Source organism: Paraburkholderia sp. GAS199 (genome assembly GCF_050436585.1).
Lineage (GTDB): Bacteria > Pseudomonadota > Gammaproteobacteria > Burkholderiales > Burkholderiaceae > Paraburkholderia.
Genome location: NZ_JBNDMM010000002.1, coordinates 903,625 through 920,322, shown reverse-complemented (window position 1 = coordinate 920,322; position 16,698 = coordinate 903,625). Strand labels below are relative to the sequence as shown.

Here is a 16,698-nt window from a genome sequence, read left to right as displayed (position 1 = left end):
GCCACGCTACAATGGGTGCTGTTTGCGTTGCGCGCTCCGCGCGGCCTGCCTTTGTCTCTTTCATGACTCCAAAGCCTTCTTCGCGTTCTGCTTCCTTGTCGGCGCGTCCGCGCGAATCCCGTCTGTCCGTGCTGCATCTGGCGCCCGAGTCGCTCGGCTTCGCGCTCGATTGCGCCGGCCAGGCCGTCGGCGCGGTGCGTCTCGGCGCGGCGTTGCCGGCCGCGCTGCAATCCGTGTTTGTCGCTGCGCCCGAAGGCAATGCGGCGGCAGCGCGCGGCGCCGTGCAGGACATCGCTTATCGCACGATGCGTCGCCTCGGCACGGTGGAATGGCTGATCGCGAAGCTGGTGAAGAAAGCACCGCCGCCGCACGTGGGGCACGTCCTCGCTTGCGCCTTGGCTTTGCTCGTCGACGAGGAAGAGAACGCTGCGTACGCACCGTTCACGGTTGTCGATCAGGCGGTGAGCGCGATTGCCGCGCGTCGCGAGTTCTCGTTCGCGAAGGGTCTCGTCAACGCCGTGCTGCGCAACTTTCTGCGTGAGCGCGACACCTTGCTCGCCGCCGCGCAAGCCGACGAAGTCGCGCGCTGGAACTACCCGTCGTGGTGGATCGACGCCGTACGAAGCGCGTTGCCGGATGCGTGGCAAGCGGTGCTCGCGGCCGGCAATACGCAAGGTCCGTTGACGTTGCGGGTGAACGCGCGCCGCTCGACGGTCGACGCTTACCTGCAGGTCCTGCTGGATCATCACATTCCCGCCAGCCGGGCCGGCGAGTACGCCGTGAAGCTGGCCACGCCGATGCCGGTCGACCGTATTCCCGGTTTCGCGGACGGCGTGGTCTCCGTGCAGGACGCCGCCGCGCAACTCGCGGCGCCGCTGCTCGGCGCGCGCGACGGCATGCGCGTGCTCGACGCCTGCGCGGCACCGGGCGGCAAGACCGGGCATCTTCTCGAACTCGCCAATCTCCAGCTCGTCGCGCTGGAAAGCGACGCGTCGCGCGCGCGTCGTATCGGCGAAAATCTGCAGCGTTTGCATCTCGAAGCGGAAGTGCGCATCGGCGACGCCGGCGCGCCCGCCAAATGGCACGACGACATCGACCAGCCGTTCGACCGCATTCTGGCCGACGTGCCGTGCTCGGCGTCGGGCATCGTGCGGCGTCATCCGGACATTCGCTGGTTGCGTCGCGCGTCGGATATTCCGGCGCTGGTCGCCGAGCAGCGCCGCATTCTCGACGCGCTGTGGCCGCTGCTGAAACCGGGCGGCGAGTTGCTTTACGTTACGTGCTCGATCTTTCCCGAAGAAGGCGAGTTGCAGGCGCAGTGGTTTGGAAACAAGTACCAGGATGCGGTACGATTGGACGCGCCGGGGCAACTTTTACCCTCTGTTGCCCGCGCGCCCGCCGACACATCGGCCGGTTCCCATGCCGGACACGTCGCTGAAGATAGCGCCGGCTCGAACTCAGACCACGACGGATTTTTCTACGCGCGCTTCCAGAAACGGTGACCATCAAACGCTTCTTCCCGCTTCGGCTCGCTGCCGTGCTCTGGATCGCGCTGGCCGTCTGGCTTGCCGCTCCCGGCGCGGCGTTTGCCGATTCAATTGCGGTGCAGCGCGCGTCGCTGCAGTCCGACACCAGCGGCTGGAGTCTCGACGCGCGTTTCGACTTCGACCTGAACAGCAATCTCGAAGACGCGGTCAACAAAGGCATTCCGCTTTACTTCACGACCGACTTCGAACTGAGCCGGCCGCGCTGGTACTGGTTCGACGAACAGCCGGTGAGCGTGTCGCAGAGCATTCGACTGTCGTTCCAGCCGCTCACGCGTGAATACCGCGTGTCGAGCGTGTCGTCCGGCGGTTTGCAACTCGGTTTCAGTACCTTGAAAGACGCTCTCGCGGTGATCAAGCATGTCACGTCATGGCATGTGTTCGACCGCAACCAGGTGCATCCCGGCGAAACCTATAACGCTTCCGTACGCATGCAGCTCGATATCGCGCTGATGCCCAAGCCGTTCCAGATCGACGCGGTGAACAATCGCGACTGGAACCTCGAATCGGACTGGAAGCGTTTCACTTTCACGGTGACCGAACGTGCTAAATAAAGTGCGCCGCGCCACCAGTGTCAGCAGCATCGTCGTGCGCGTGCTGGTGTCCACGGTCGCCGTGACGGCCGTGTTGCTGCTCGTGCTGCTCGCGGCGGCGAGTGCGAATACCGAATTCTTCGACCGTTACTACCAGTGGCTCTACGCGGCGAACGTCGCGGTCGCCATGATCTTTCTGCTGGTGGTGGCGACGCTCGTCGTCATCATCATCGCGCGGTTGAAGAAGGGTAAGTTCGGCACCCGATTACTCGCCAAGCTCGCGTTCTTCATGGCGCTGGTCGGCGTGGTGCCGGGCGGCATCATTTACGTCGTCTCGTATCAGTTCGTGTCGCGCAGTATCGAGTCGTGGTTCGACGTGAACGTGGAAACCGCATTGACGTCGGGCCTGAATCTCGGGCGCGGCATGCTGGACGCCTCGCTGTCCGATCTGCAGACCAAAGGCCGGTTAATGTCGGAACAGTTGGCAAGCGCGGACGCGGCCGGCACCACGCTCACGCTGCTGCGTCTGCGTGACCAGTTCGGCGTGCAGGATGCCACCATCGTCGAGCCGACGCGCAGCATGTCGGGCGCGACGCCGGATATGCACGTCGTCGCGCAGGCATCCGGCAATTACGCGACGCTCGTGCCGAACGACCTGCCCACGCAACTGATGATCGATCAGGCGCGCGGCCGCGGGTTTGCCGCGATCGAAGGTGAGGTCGACGGCGATCCGCACGCGCACGGCAGCAAGGGCGCGCTGAGATTGCGCGTCGTGCAGCGCATTCCGGATTCGAACGCTTCGTTGTTGCAGCCCACCGAGCGTTTCCTGCAACTCACGCAGCCCGTTTCGCCGTCGCTCGCACGTAACGCCGACGCGGTGCAGCGCGCGTATCGCGAGTACCAGGAAAAGGCGCTCGGCCGCACCGGCTTGCGCAAGATGTATATCGGCACGCTGACGCTGGCGCTTTTCCTCGCCACCTTCATCGCGATGATGCTCGCGCTCGCGCTCGGCAATCAGCTGGCGCGGCCGTTGTTCCTGCTCGCGCAGGGCACGAAGGAAGTGACCGAGGGCGACTACACGCCGAAGCGCGAAATCAAGTCGCGCGATGAATTAGGCTTCCTGACGCAATCGTTCAATGCCATGACGCGGCAGTTGTCGGAGGCGCGTGCGGCTGTCGAGAACAACCGCATTGCGCTCGAGCATTCGAAGGCGTATCTGGAAAGTATTCTCGCCAATCTCACGGCGGGCGTTTTCGTGTTCGACAGGCAGTTCCGCCTGACCACCGCGAATCGCGGCGCCGAGCGTATTTTCAGGCAGCCGTTCCAGGAGTTGCTGGGTTCCTCGCTGGAACAGATCGGCGTGCTGAGCGAGTTTGGCGGAATGGTGCGCAAGGCGTTTGCCGACCGTGAAGCCGCGAGCGGCGACGGTCACGACGACCGCGGTCACTGGCAACAACAGTTCTCGATTCAGGCGCCGGGCGAAACCGATCCGCTTACCCTGCTCGTGCGCGGCGCGCGACTCGTCTCCGCAACCGATCGCGATGCAGACGATCTGCAGACATCCGGCTATGTGATCGTGTTCGACGATATCTCCGACGTGATCTCGGCACAGCGCTCGATTGCCTGGGGCGAAGTCGCGCGGCGTCTCGCGCACGAAATCAAGAATCCGCTCACGCCGATCCAGCTTTCCGCCGAACGTCTGCAGATGAAGCTCGCGGACAAACTCTCGCCGTCCGACGCCGACGTGCTCAAACGCGGCGCGACCACGATCGTCAATCAGGTCGCCGCGATGAAGCAGATGGTCGACAATTTCCGCGACTATGCACGCACACCGCCCGCCGTTCTCGCGCATCTGCAACTGAACGAACTGGTCAGCGAGGTGCTGACGCTGTACGGTATCGAAGAAGGCAAGAGCGCCATCAAGGTCGAGCTCGCGAATCTGCCCGCTATCAAGGGCGATGCGACGCAATTGCGACAAGTGATTCACAACCTGCTGCAGAATGCGCAGGATGCGGTGGCCGACGTCGGACAGCCACGTGTCCTGCTCGAGACGAGGACAGTAGAATACGGAGACCCCGACGCTGACGGCAAGGTGCGCGTCGCGGTGCGTCTGACCGTGTCGGATAACGGACCGGGCTTCCCCGCACGTATCCTCACACGTGCATTCGAACCTTACGTGACGACCAAGGCCAAAGGTACGGGCTTGGGTCTTGCGATGGTCAAGAAGATCGTCGACGAACACGGCGCGCGAATCGACATCCGTAATCGCATGAAAGCGGGTGATGTGATCGAAGGCGCGCAGATCTCGATCCTCTTCCTTCAACTGGCAGACGATGCCGCGACGCCTGGGTCAGGTTCGCGGCCGGCGCATGGCAACGCGCCGCAGGGAACGACAAAAGCAACAGTGCAGACAAGGGCAGCGTAAATGGCAACCATCCTGGTGGTAGATGATGAAATGGGCATCCGGGAATTGCTCTCGGAGATCCTGAGCGACGAGGGGCATGTCGTGGAGGCGGCGGAAAACGCGCAGGAAGCGCGCGACTTCCGTTTGCGCCAGGCGCCGGATCTGGTGCTGCTCGACATCTGGATGCCCGACACCGACGGCGTCACGCTGCTCAAGGAGTGGGCCGCGCAAGGACAGCTGACCATGCCGGTCATCATGATGTCCGGCCACGCGACCATCGACACCGCTGTCGAAGCGACCAAGATCGGCGCGCTCAACTTTCTCGAGAAACCGATTGCGCTGCAAAAGCTGCTGAAGGCAGTCGAGCAGGGTCTGGCGCGCGGCAATGCGGCAGGTGCGCCGGGCGGCGCGGCGGCGAAGCCAACGTTGCCGGTCAGTGCGTCGGCGGTGGCGTCGGCGGCGGCGTTGCCGATGCTGTCGCCGGACGCGCTCGGCGGCGGCGCGCTGGCGGCGCAAACGGCATCGATCTCGTTCGACATCCCGTTGCGCGACGCACGCGACGCATTCGAGCGCGCGTACTTCGAGTATCACCTCGCGCGCGAAAACGGCAGCATGACGCGCGTCGCCGAAAAGACCGGGCTGGAGCGCACGCACCTGTATCGCAAGCTCAAGCAACTGGGCGTGGACCTCGGCAAAAATAAAGGCGAGTAACACGGCGAGTAAGGCAGATCCGGCGAACCACGAGTGCCCGCAGTTTTTTTCGAGAGGGGGCTTGTCGGACTGCTGACCCTTTGATATTATTTCGTTCTTCGTTGGCCCGGTAGCTCAGTTGGTAGAGCAGCGGATTGAAAATCCGCGTGTCGATGGTTCGATTCCGTCCCAGGCCACCAGGATTCAGCCCCAGGAAATCGCAAGATTCCTGGGGCTTTTCCTTTTCCGGAAGGGATTGTCGAGGTCCGGTTTGCGCATCCATGCGCAATGGCGTGCTCGGCGGCGTTTGGCGTCGCGTGATAAAATCGCGCCAGTTCAAGGACTTGCATGCGAACGTGTTGCCGTTTTTCGGGGCGTCACGCTCACGCACAGGGCAAGTCTTTTTGTCTCCGGAAGCCGCAGCTTTGCGCCCGTTTCGCCCTTCGAGGCGAAGGCGCTGAAGATGCCAAACCCTTCGCCCGACGATTAGCGGTATAAGCGCCCAGCGACTCTGCATGCGGAAGGCGCGGCCTATACTGCTTTGGGCCGGCAGCAGTGCCGGCACGCGTCGCGCCGCGTTGCTTGCATGGCGCACCTCGCGCAGCGCGACGTGGCACTCATTCATTCACGGAGTTTCACGGTGATCCGCAACGACGCTAAACGTAGCGCTCTGGTGCTGTTTTCCGGCGGCCAGGATTCCGCCACGTGCCTCGCCTGGGCGCTCGAACGATATGACACGGTCGAGACGCTCGGATTCGATTACGGTCAACGGCACCGCGTCGAACTGGAATGTCGCGAAGGGTTCCGCAATGCCGTCACGCGAGCATTTCCGGCGTGGGCCAGGCGGCTCGGCGAAGATCACATGATCGACCTGTCGGTGCTGGGTGCGATCAGCGACACCGCGATGACGCGCGAGATCGAGATTCACGCCACGGCGAACGGTTTGCCGAACACCTTCGTGCCGGGACGCAACCTGATGTTCATGACGATCGCGTCGGCCATTGCTTATCGTCGTGGATTGCAGGTGCTGGTCGGCGGAATGTGCGAGACGGATTTTTCGGGCTACCCCGATTGCCGCGACGACACCATGAAGGCGCTGCAAGTCGCGTTGAATCTCGGCATGGACACGCGTTTCCTGCTCGAAACGCCGTTGATGTGGCTCGACAAGGCCGACACGTGGCGTCTCGCTCACGAGTTGGGCGGCGACGAACTCGTCGAACTGGTTCGCGTCGAAACGCATACCTGCTATGTCGGTGAGCGCGCTGAACTGCACGCCTGGGGTTTCGGCTGTGGCGAATGTCCGGCGTGCCGCTTGCGCAAGCGCGGTTACGAGGCGTATCTGGCCGGTGAGAAAGTAACCGAGCCGGTTTGAGTTCCAGGTAGCGCAAGTCGCACAATATCTTTTCAGGTTCTTCATTCAGGTACATCGAGCGCTCGTGTATCTGAGGACACAAGGCAGAAAGCAGCATGACGTACGCGGTCAAGGAAATCTTCTACACGTTGCAAGGCGAGGGCGCGAATGCCGGGCGTCCGGCCGTGTTCTGCCGGTTCGCCGGCTGCAACCTGTGGTCGGGCCGCGAAGAGGATCGCGAGGAAGCCGTGTGCCGCTTCTGCGATACGGATTTCGTCGGCACGGATGGCGAGAACGGCGGCAAGTACCGCACGGCGGACGATTTGGTACGCATGATCGCGTCGCAGTGGCCGGAAGGCGAGGGCGAGCGTTTCGTCGTGTGCACGGGCGGTGAACCGATGCTGCAGATCGACCAGCCGCTCGTCGACGCGTTGCATGCTGCCGGCTTCGAAATCGCTATCGAAACGAACGGCTCGCTGCCGGTGCTCGAAACGATCGACTGGATCTGCGTGAGCCCGAAGGCCGACGCGCCGCTCGTCGTCACGAAGGGCAACGAACTGAAGGTCGTGATTCCACAAGACAACCAGCGTTTGTCCGATTACGCCAAGCTCGACTTCGAGTATTTCCTCGTCCAGCCAATGGACGGTCCGTCGCGCGACATCAACACCAAGCTCGCGATCGACTGGTGCAAACGCCATCCGCAATGGCGCCTGTCGATGCAGACCCACAAGTATCTGAACATTCCCTGATTCGCCGTGCTCACGATTACACGAAAACTCGAATTCGACGCGGGTCACCGCATCCCCGATCACCGCAGCCAGTGCCGTAACCTGCACGGTCATCGCTATGTGCTCGAAATTACGCTGCAAGGCGATCTGGTCGACACCGAAGGTGCGCCGGATCGCGGCATGGTAATGGATTTCGCCGACGTAAAATCGCTTGCCAACGAGCATCTCGTCGACAAGTGGGATCACGCGTTCCTCGTCTACGAAGGCGACACTCAGGTGCGCGGCTTTCTCGACACCATGGCGGGCCACAAGACCGTCGTGCTCGATCGCATTCCGACCGTCGAAAATCTGGCCGCCGTCGCGTTCGACATTCTCGCGAATGTCTACGACGCGCATTACGGCGTGAATCTGCGTTTGCACAAGGTGCGTCTGTTCGAGACGCCGAACTGCTGGGCCGAAGTCGTCCGCGACTAGGCTGTCTTTCGCGCATGGCGCGCAACGCGCCATGCCGCATCCATCGCCCGTCTCGCGCGCGTCTGAACGCAACCCAACCTCCGCGTTATTGTCACGGTATGATCGCTCCGATAACCATACGGAGCGAGACATGTCCGCTATCGAATTGCGCCGCAGCAGACGTTTTGGCCATTCGCGCCTGAACGTCGGCGCTGGCCGCGACCCCGTGTTTTTTTGCGCTTCAGGCGACGCTTTGGCTCGCTGCGGAGCGTTGCGATGAGCACCTTCACAAATCCTCTCAAACAACGTCTGAAAGACGCCGACCCCTTGTTCGGCCTGTGGCTTTCGCTCGGCAGCGACGCCGCGGCGGAAGCGCTCGCGCATGCCGGCTTCGACTGGCTTCTGGTCGACATGGAGCACGCGCCGAACGATAGCGCGGACGTCACCTCGCAATTGCGCGCGATCGCCGCTGCGCATCTGCCGAGCGAACCGGTGGTCCGCGTGCCGGCGAGCGAAGCTTGGCTGGTCAAGCGCGTGCTGGATGCCGGCGCGCGCACGCTGATGTTCCCCAACATCGAGACCGCCGACGAGGCCGCTCACGCCGTGCGTCTGACGCAGTATCCGAGCGCCGAGGCGCCCGACGGTTTGCGCGGAGTCGCCGGTATGGTGCGCGCGGCGTCGTACGGCATGCGCCGCGATTACGTGCAGACGGCCAACGCGCAGATCGCGACGATCATGCAGATCGAGTCGGCGCGCGGTCTGCAGGAAGTCGAAAAGATCGCGTCGACGCCGGGCGTCGATTGCCTGTTCGTCGGACCGGCCGATCTCGCCGCGAGCCTCGGGCATCTCGGCGATTCGAAGCACGCCGACGTGCAGGCCGCGATGGCGCGTATCGTCAGCGCGGCTGACAAAGCGGGCATCGCGGCGGGTATTTTTTCCATGGACGCCGCGAGTGCAAAGCAGCATCGCGACGCCGGTTTCCGTTTTATCGCTCTGGCCGCGGACGTCATGTGGATGTTGCGCGCAACTCGCCAGGCGTTGCAGGAGGTGAGGTCATGAAGTGGATGGTGCAGGGTGCGGTGCGCGTGACTTTGGCGGCAGCATTGACGATCGGCGCGACGGCTTACGCGCAGGACCGGGTGGCGAAACCGAACGATCCGGAGACGCAGACTGCGGTCGCCGATTACAACGCCGGCAATATGGGCGCGGCGCTGAGCGAATTCCGTAAGGCCGCGGAGCGCGGCAGCCGGCTCGCCGAGTTCAACTACGCGATGATGTTGCTCAACGGCGAGGGCACGGCGGTTAATGTCGACGAAGGCAAGAAGTGGCTGCGCAAAGCCGCCGACGCCAACATGTCGCACGCGCAATACGTCTACGGCAAGATGTACGACGACGGCGAGTTTGTCGGTCGTGATCCGGTGGAAGCGCATCGCTGGTTTCTCAAAGCGGCGCAGCAGGGGCATGTGCAGGCCGAGCTTGCGCTCGCCAACCAGTTCCTCGACGGTCGCGGCACGCCGCGTGACAACAAGCAGGCGTTCGTCTGGTACAAGAAAGCGGCCGAAGGTGGCGACATGACGGCGCAGTACGTGGCCGGCTCGTTTTACGAGCGTGGCGGCGACGGCGTGGATAAGAATCTCAACGTGGCGCGCGCGTACTACGCCGCTGCGGCGGCGCAGGGCGATCCGGCGGCGAAACTCAAGTATCAGCAACTGAGCGCGCAACTGCGCGATCAGAAGGAAGTGAAGCCGCAGTAACTCGAGCTGCGGTGGAAAAGAAAAGGGCGTTCCGTACGGAACGCCCTTTTCTGTTTGAGCCTTGGCTCGTCGGCGCTAACTCTGCATCAGACGCTTTTGTCGCGCGACGCTCATGATGAGTCCGACCGCAATGCCAAGCGTGGTGAGCGCAGTGCCGCCATAACTCATGAAGGGCAGTGGCACGCCGACCACGGGCAAAATTCCACTCACCATGCCGATGTTGACGAACGCGTAGGTGAAGAACGCCATGGTGAGCGAGCCGGCCAATAATCGCCCGAACAGGGTCGCGCCATTGGCCGCGATATACAGACCGCGCGCGATCAGCAGCATGTAGAGCGTCAACAGCACGACTCCGCCAGCGAGACCGAATTCTTCGGAAAACACCGCGAAAATAAAGTCGGTGTGCTTCTCGGGAATGAACTCCAGATGCGCCTGCGTGCCCTTCAACCAGCCCTTGCCAAGCGGACCACCGGAACCGATTGCGATGACCGCCTGAATGGTGTGGAAGCCCTTGCCGAGCGGATCGGAAGTCGGATCGAGCAGGGTGCAGATGCGGTGCTTCTGGTAATCGTGCATCAGCGGCCATTGCACTTCGGGCTGACAGATCTTGTCCTGGAAGGCCGCGATCGAAGCGACCGCGATCACGCCTGCGATCAGCACCGGCACGATCAGTTTGAAGCTGAGCCCCGCGAAGTAGATGACGAACAGGCCCGCAGCGAAAACCAGCACGGCGGTGCCGAGGTCGGGCTGCTTGGCGATCAGACCGACCGGCACGGCGAGTATCAATAAACCGACGAGGTAGTCGTACCAGCGCATCACGCCTTCGCGGCGCTGGTAGTACCAGGCGAGCATTAGCGGTGTGGCGATCTTCAGTATCTCGGACGGCTGAATCACCACGCCGACATTGATCCAGCGCTTGGCGCCCTTGCGCGTCAGGCCGAATAGCGCCACCGCCACCAGTAGCGCGATGCCGAAGGTGTAGAGCGGGACCGCGAAGCGCATGAGCGTGGTGGGTGGCACGTTAGCGAGCCCCCACATCAGCACGAACGTCAGCAGGATGTTGCGCAGTTGATCTTCCACGCGGCCGGGAACATCCAGGCTCGCGCTATACAGCGTGACGATGCCGACGCACAGCAGCAGAAACACGATCAGCGCGAGCGGACGGTCAAAACCCGCGAACATTCGCTTGATGCGATCGAGCCAGGCGCGCTTGTCGAATTGCATGCCTTTCTCCTTACTCGTCGATGCCGCCGGAAACCGGCTGGCGTGGCGACGCGGACTGAATATCGTCTTCCCGCGACGGCGCTGCGGCGGTCGGGACCGGCTCGCTCGCGGGGCGGGGTTTATGTGGCGCGCCGGTTTTGCGCGACGCCTTGGCGGTGGCTGACGCTGCCGTGGCGGTCGCCGCCTTCGTGGATGCCTTCGCGGACGCCGATGCGGGCACGGCCGTCTCAGCCGATGCCGCTACTGGAGCCGAAGCCGCTGCCGCGGCAGATGCCGCCGCTGCCGCAGACGCTGCTGCCGCCGCCGACGCTGCACCCGGCATCGGCAGCGCGACGAAGCCCGCCGCGACCTTGACCGGCTGCACGCCGTCCTGCGGCGCCGGGGCGTCACCCACCTCGGGCGCCGACGCGTCTTGTGTTGCGGACGCTGCGGCTTCAACGGCGGCCGCCTCGACGCCCGGCTTGGTCTTGCCGACCAGGTAATAGTCGAGCACGCGCCGCGCGATCGGGCCTGCGGACTCCGCGCCCCAGCCGCCGTTTTCGACGATCAGCGCGAGTGCGATCTTCGGTTGCTCGACCGGCGCGAAGGCGATGAACAGAGCGTGGTCGCGCAAATGCTCGGCGACGGCGTGACCCTTGTAGTTCGCGCCCTGCAACGAATAGACCTGAGCGGTCCCGGTTTTGCCGGCCGCCTGATATTGCGCGCCGATGAACAGCTTCGACGCCGTGCCGTTGTTGACCACGTTTTCCATGGCGCGCTTGATGATGTCGATATCCGATTGCTTCACAGCGATCTTGTCGCTCGGGTCGCGCACGACCGGCCGCGTGCTTTTCGTGATCGGATTTTCGATATCGCGCACGAGGTGCGGCTTCATCACGACACCGTTGTTCGCGAGCGTGGCAGTGGCGTGCGCCAGTTGCAGGATGGTGAACGAGTTGTAGCCCTGGCCGATGCCGAGGCTGATCGTCTCGCCTTCATACCAGCGTTGCTGCTCGGGCTTGCGATACGCTTTGCGCTTCCATTCCGTGGACGGCAGGATGCCGCGCGCTTCGCCCGAAATATCGATGCCCGTGATCTGACCGAAGCCCCACGGCTTCATGAAATTCGCGATGTTGTTGACGCCGAGGTCGTGCGCCAGCATGTAGAAATAGGTGTCGTTCGACACGGTAATCGCGCGGTTCATGTCGACCCAGCCCTGGCCGGACCGCACGTCGTTACGGAACGTGTGACCGCCGAACGTGTACGAGCCCGGATCCTGGAAGCCCCAGCCGGGCGTGCGCTTATGTAGCGTGAGCGCGGCGAGCGCCATGAACGGCTTGTAGGTCGAACCGGGCGGATAGGTGCCGTGCAGCGGACGGTTCAGCAGCGGGTGGTCCGGTGAATTGTTCAGCTCGTCCCAGGTCTGCTGATCGATACCGTCGACAAACGAGTTCGGATCGAAACTCGGTGCGGACACGAAGGCGAGAATGTCGCCCGTAGCCGGTTCGATGGCGACGAGCGCGCCGCGCCGGCCCGCAAAGGCTTGCTCGGCGACCTGCTGCAAACCGATATCGATCGACAACTGGAGGTTGTTGCCCGGCGTGGCCTGAGTGCGCGACAAGGTGCGCACCGGACGACCGCCGGCGGTCACTTCGACTTCCTCGAAACCGGTCTGGCCGTGCAACTCCGTTTCGTAGCTCTGCTCGACGCCGATCTTGCCGATGTAATCGGTGCCCTTGTAGTTGTTCGCATCCAGACGCGGATCGTAGTGATCGGGATCGCTGTCGTTCTGGTCGCTGGCGTCGTCGATACGGTCCTGATCGCGCTGCGAAATCCGGCCGATGTAGCCGATCACGTGCGCCGCCGTCGGACCGAGCGGATATTGGCGGAACAGACGGGCGCGCACTTCGACGCCGGGGAAGCGGAAACGCTGCGCGGTGAAGCGCGCGACTTCATCGTCCGTCAGGCGGGTGCGGATCGGCAGGCTTTCGAAATTCTTCGAGTCTTCCTGCAGTTTCTTGAAGCGGCGACGGTCGCGCGCGTCGATCGAAATCACGGTGGCGAGATTGTCGATCACGTTTTCGAGCGAGTCGTTCAGCTTCGACGGCGTGATTTCGAGTGTGTAGGCCGAGTAGTTCTTGGCCAGCACCACGCCGTTACGATCGGTGATGATGCCGCGATTCGGCACGATCGGCGCGACCGAGATGCGGTTTTCGTCGGCTTGCAGCGAATATTTGCTGTAGTGCCAGACCTGCAGGAACAGGAAGCGGAAGCCGATCAACCCGAAGCAGACGAACACGAACAGGCCCGCCGCCGCGACGCGCAGGCGGAACTTCGAGAGCTGTTGCTGGGTGTCCTTGAATTCGGTCATGCGATTCTGCAAAAGGCCGCTTTCAACGTACGGCCATCATGAGTGTGCGCCTAAACCGGCCGGAACCGGGAGGCATGAACAACGAAATGCATGGAACGAGCCGGTCGCGGTGTTCCGCGAGAACAACCGGCACGCGCTATGCTTGATTAAATGGGCCGCGTATCGTCGGGATCGGCCGGGCGGCGCTGCGGCATGAGCAGCAGGACGCTTGCGATCGGCCATAGCGCGGCCTCGACAAAGCCGTCGATCAGATAACCCCAGCCCGGAAACGCCGCACCGGTCAGCAGCCGGATCACGAACGGCACCAGTTGCGCCACGACCAGCAACGGCATCACGGCAAACGTCTGCACGCCGAGCGACATCCACAACACCCGGCGGTGGATCGTAATGGCGCCGTACGACAGCAGCGTATAAGCCAGCGCGTGTTCGCCGAGCAGGCTGGCGTTGTGGACGTCCATCAGCAAGCCGAGCGAGAAAGCGATGCCCATGCCCACCTTGCGGGGCTGATGCACGTTCCAGAACAGCAGCACCAGCGCGACGAAATCAGGCACGCCGATGAGACGGCCCCACGGCATCAGGTTCAGCAGGAACGCCGCGGCGAGGCTGAACGCGATGAAGTACGGATTGACCGGCTGCAGGATGTATTGCGGACGGTTCATGGCTGCGCCCCCGGCTTCGCTTGCGGCTTGGCGCTCTTTTCAGCGCCCTTTTTCTCGGTGGCGGACTTCTTGTCGGCCGCTGCGGGCTTGGCCGGCGGTGTCTTGTCGGCCGGCTTTTCCGCGGGCTTTTCACCCGGCTTGGCAGCGGCGGCTTTGTCTGTGACCGCTTTACCGTCGGCAGGTTTCGCGCCTTTTTTCGCTTTCGCGTCTTTGGCGGCGGTGGCCGCATCCGGCTCTTCCGGCGGCCGTGGCGGCACGTTGTTCAGGTAGTGAAGCACCAGCAATTGGCGCGCGCCGCGCACCGGCGCCACGGGCAGGCAGATCACGCGAGCAAACGCCGTATCGGCCTGTTTGTCGACCCGCACCACGCGGGCGACCGGCAGTCCCGGCGGATAAATGCCGTCGAGTCCGCTGGTGACGAGTTCGTCGTCGGTTTGAACGTCGGCGCTGATCGGCACGAAGCGCAGATCGAGCGTGTCGCCCTTCGGCGTACCGTAGATCACGCTGCGCAAGCCGGTGCGCACGATTTCCACCGGCACGGCCTGGTCTTTGTCGGTCAGCAGGGTGACTTCGGCCTGCAGCGGGAATACGCGCGTCACCTGGCCGATCACGCCGTCTTCGTTGACGACCGGTGAACCGTTCTGGATACCTTGCTGCGCGCCGCGATTGATCACGACCTTCTGCGTGAACGGGTCGCGCGTGTCGTACTGGATCTCGGCGGGAAGGGTCTGCGTGGTGGAGCGCTGCGACAATTGCAGCAGGGCACGCAAGTGCGTATTTTCGGCAGCCAGTTCGGCGGCGGTATTGGCGCGCTGCGACAGCTGAAGGTCTTTGGTGCGCAGCTTGTCGTTTTCGCTGCGCAGCGTCGCGCTGGTCACGGCGAGATCGGCCGCGCCCATGAAGACGTCGCGCGGCACGAGCGCCGCACGTTGCAACGGATAGAGACCCGCGCCGAGCACGCCGCGAACGATTTCGAGCGTTTTGAAACGTGCATCGGAGATCAGCAAAGCCAGCGCGAGCACGACGAAAAACACCAGCCGTGCGAGTGCCGAAGGGCCTTGCTTGAACAGGGGCGGCGGACTGTATTCCATGGTCGGCGCCGGGGGCGTGAGCGGTTGGGTGAGACGGCGGCGCGCTAGCGGCGCGCGTTCAGTGCGCGGAGGCTGGTTGGCCCAGCCAGCGGCAAACTGGCCCGCGAAGGGCCGTTTGCCTGGTCCGTGCCACTGACATGGAGACGGGCTCGCTTACTCGTACGAGAAGATGCTGCCCAGCTTGTCCATGCGTTCGAGCGCCATGCCCGAGCCGCGCACAACGCAGGTCAGCGGGTCTTCAGCGACGAGCACCGGCAGACCGGTTTCTTCGGCGAGCAGGCGGTCCAGATCGCGCAGAAGTGCGCCACCGCCCGTGAGCATCATGCCGCGCTCGGCGATGTCCGCGCCGAGTTCCGGCGGCGTTTGTTCGAGCGCGATCTTGACCGACGACACGATCTGGTTGAGCGGGTCGGTGAGGGCTTCGAGGATTTCGTTGCTGGAGATCGTGAAGCTGCGCGGAATGCCTTCCGACAGGTTGCGGCCCTTCACTTCCATTTCCTTGACTTCGGAACCCGGGAAAGCGGAGCCGATTTCCTTCTTGATCGCTTCGGCGGTTTGCTCGCCGATCAGCATGCCGTAGTTGCGGCGGATGTAGTTGACGATAGCTTCGTCGAACTTGTCGCCGCCGACGCGCACCGAACCCTTGTACACGATGCCGCCGAGCGAGATCACGCCCACTTCGGTCGTGCCGCCGCCGATGTCGACGACCATCGAGCCAGTTGCTTCCGACACCGGCAGGCCGGCGCCGATTGCCGCAGCCATCGGTTCTTCGATGAGATAAACCTGCGAGGCGCCCGCGCCGTGCGCGGCTTCCTTGATTGCGCGGCGCTCGACCTGGGTCGAACCGCACGGCACGCAAATGATGATGCGCGGTGACGGCGAGAACATGCGCGATTCGTGAGCAGTTTTGATGAACTGCTTGATCATCTGCTCGGTGACCGTGAAGTCGGCGATCACGCCATCTTTCATCGGGCGGATCGCCTCGATGTTGCCCGGCACCTTGCCGAGCATCTGCTTGGCTTCCTTGCCGACTGCCTGAATGGTTTTCTTGCCGTTGGGACCGCCTTCCTGGCGGATCGAGACCACCGACGGTTCGTCAAGTACGATTCCCTTACCACGCATGTAGATGAGCGTGTTGGCAGTGCCAAGGTCAATCGCCAGATCGTTGGAGAAGTAGCTGCGCAAAAAACCGAACATTCAAAAATCCTGTCTCGCTTGGGGCCGAGCTTCGCAACGTATGCGCAGGGCGGCAGCGGAAAAAATAACAGCCTCAACCGGGCGAAGCGACGCCACAGGAATTTGAAGCTGCGAGGGAATCTACCGGAGGCCGGGGCAAGGCCTGGTCAGAAAAATCCGAACGATCTCTGTGAATTGTTCAGAAAGGCCTTGGTAAGTCGGTCCGGGTTTGGGTCGAACGCGTAATGATACCTTATAATTTTGGATGTTTTGAAGGAAACGGGTGGCACTTTTTGCCACCGCTGGCCCCTTTTTCGAGGTGTCCCTCCAGCGTCGTAACCCGCTGTCGCAGCATCGTTTTTTTCATGCTGCGGCACTCCACCCCATTTTCCGGTGACCGCATGGCCCTGACCCTGACCGATGTTAAGCGTATCGCGCATCTAGCGCGGCTCGAACTGGCCGAAGCCGAAGCCGAGCACACGCTTGTCCAGCTCAATGATTTCTTCGGCCTCGTCGAGCAGATGCAGGCGGTCGATACCACCGGCATCGCCCCGCTTGCCCATCCGATCGAGCAGATCGAAGACGTCGCATTGCGTCTGCGTAACGATGCAGTGACCGAAACCGTCGAACGCGAAGCCTTCCAGCGCCCGGCGCCGGCCGTTCAGGACGGCCTGTACCTCGTGCCGAAGGTGATCGAGTAATTGATCGAGCAAGACTCGCGAATCAAGCCCAGGATAAAAC

The 16,698-nt window shown here is 63.0% G+C and carries 15 protein-coding genes and 1 tRNA gene; 11 read left to right on the top strand and 5 right to left on the bottom strand.

Going from position 1 to position 16,698, the window contains the following annotated elements:
- The first annotated feature begins 62 nt into the window (after positions 1-62).
- From rsmB to P3T18_RS10155, 10 genes are all read left to right on the top strand, one after another.
- Positions 63-1,502, top strand: a complete 1,440-nt coding sequence (rsmB, locus tag P3T18_RS10200; RefSeq protein ID WP_429299776.1) for a 16S rRNA (cytosine(967)-C(5))-methyltransferase RsmB — start codon at positions 63-65, stop codon at positions 1,500-1,502.
- The gene (locus tag P3T18_RS10195; RefSeq protein ID WP_429299775.1) at positions 1,499-2,098 is read left to right on the top strand and encodes a DUF4390 domain-containing protein; all 600 of its coding nucleotides are present in this window, start codon (positions 1,499-1,501) and stop codon (positions 2,096-2,098) included. The genes rsmB and P3T18_RS10195 overlap by 4 nt, the downstream gene beginning before the upstream one ends.
- Positions 2,088-4,502, top strand: coding sequence for an ATP-binding protein (locus P3T18_RS10190; protein WP_429299774.1), 2,415 nt, complete (start codon positions 2,088-2,090; stop codon positions 4,500-4,502). Before P3T18_RS10195 ends, P3T18_RS10190 begins: the two co-directional genes overlap by 11 nt.
- A complete protein-coding gene (gene esaR / locus P3T18_RS10185; protein WP_429299773.1) occupies positions 4,503-5,192 on the top strand; it encodes a response regulator transcription factor EsaR in 690 nt (229 codons plus the stop codon).
- Between the two features lie 103 nt (positions 5,193-5,295).
- Positions 5,296-5,371: transfer RNA gene (locus P3T18_RS10180), tRNA-Phe, on the top strand.
- Between the two features lie 440 nt (positions 5,372-5,811).
- A complete protein-coding gene (gene queC / locus P3T18_RS10175) occupies positions 5,812-6,543 on the top strand; it encodes a 7-cyano-7-deazaguanine synthase QueC (RefSeq protein ID WP_429299772.1) in 732 nt (243 codons plus the stop codon).
- Between the two features lie 95 nt (positions 6,544-6,638).
- The gene (queE, locus tag P3T18_RS10170) at positions 6,639-7,271 is read left to right on the top strand and encodes a 7-carboxy-7-deazaguanine synthase (RefSeq protein WP_429299771.1); all 633 of its coding nucleotides are present in this window, start codon (positions 6,639-6,641) and stop codon (positions 7,269-7,271) included.
- Positions 7,272-7,277: 6 nt separating this feature from the next.
- Positions 7,278-7,724 carry a 6-carboxytetrahydropterin synthase QueD gene (gene queD / locus P3T18_RS10165; RefSeq protein ID WP_429299770.1) on the top strand — a complete coding sequence of 149 codons (447 nt, stop codon included), beginning with the start codon at positions 7,278-7,280 and terminating at the stop codon, positions 7,722-7,724.
- Positions 7,725-7,979: 255 nt separating this feature from the next.
- Positions 7,980-8,762 (top strand): HpcH/HpaI aldolase family protein, encoded by a 783-nt coding sequence (locus P3T18_RS10160; RefSeq protein WP_429299769.1) that lies wholly within the window; start codon positions 7,980-7,982, stop codon positions 8,760-8,762.
- Positions 8,759-9,457, top strand: a complete 699-nt coding sequence (locus P3T18_RS10155; RefSeq protein ID WP_429299768.1) for a tetratricopeptide repeat protein — start codon at positions 8,759-8,761, stop codon at positions 9,455-9,457. Before P3T18_RS10160 ends, P3T18_RS10155 begins: the two co-directional genes overlap by 4 nt.
- 75 nt (positions 9,458-9,532) lie before the next feature.
- Here P3T18_RS10155 and rodA read toward each other — a convergent pair whose 3' ends face one another.
- The 5 genes from rodA to P3T18_RS10130 form a co-directional block, all read right to left on the bottom strand.
- Positions 9,533-10,681: a rod shape-determining protein RodA gene (rodA, locus tag P3T18_RS10150; RefSeq protein WP_429299767.1), complete on the bottom strand. Its 1,149-nt coding sequence runs from the start codon at positions 10,679-10,681 to the stop codon at positions 9,533-9,535.
- A 10-nt stretch (positions 10,682-10,691) separates the two neighbouring features.
- Positions 10,692-13,031, bottom strand: a complete 2,340-nt coding sequence (mrdA, locus tag P3T18_RS10145) for a penicillin-binding protein 2 (protein WP_429299766.1) — start codon at positions 13,029-13,031, stop codon at positions 10,692-10,694.
- 146 nt (positions 13,032-13,177) lie between these two features.
- Positions 13,178-13,690, bottom strand: a complete 513-nt coding sequence (gene mreD, locus P3T18_RS10140) for a rod shape-determining protein MreD (RefSeq protein WP_429299765.1) — start codon at positions 13,688-13,690, stop codon at positions 13,178-13,180.
- Positions 13,687-14,781, bottom strand: coding sequence for a rod shape-determining protein MreC (mreC, locus tag P3T18_RS10135; protein WP_429299764.1), 1,095 nt, complete (start codon positions 14,779-14,781; stop codon positions 13,687-13,689). Before mreC ends, mreD begins: the two co-directional genes overlap by 4 nt.
- Before the next feature lie 153 nt (positions 14,782-14,934).
- Positions 14,935-15,978 carry a rod shape-determining protein gene (locus tag P3T18_RS10130; RefSeq protein ID WP_004189550.1) on the bottom strand — a complete coding sequence of 348 codons (1,044 nt, stop codon included), beginning with the start codon at positions 15,976-15,978 and terminating at the stop codon, positions 14,935-14,937.
- Between the two features lie 380 nt (positions 15,979-16,358).
- Between P3T18_RS10130 and gatC the strand changes: the two genes are divergently transcribed.
- Entirely contained in the window at positions 16,359-16,658 is a 300-nt protein-coding gene (gene gatC, locus P3T18_RS10125) for an Asp-tRNA(Asn)/Glu-tRNA(Gln) amidotransferase subunit GatC (RefSeq protein ID WP_429300086.1), read from the top strand.
- The last annotated feature ends 40 nt before the right edge of the window (positions 16,659-16,698 follow it).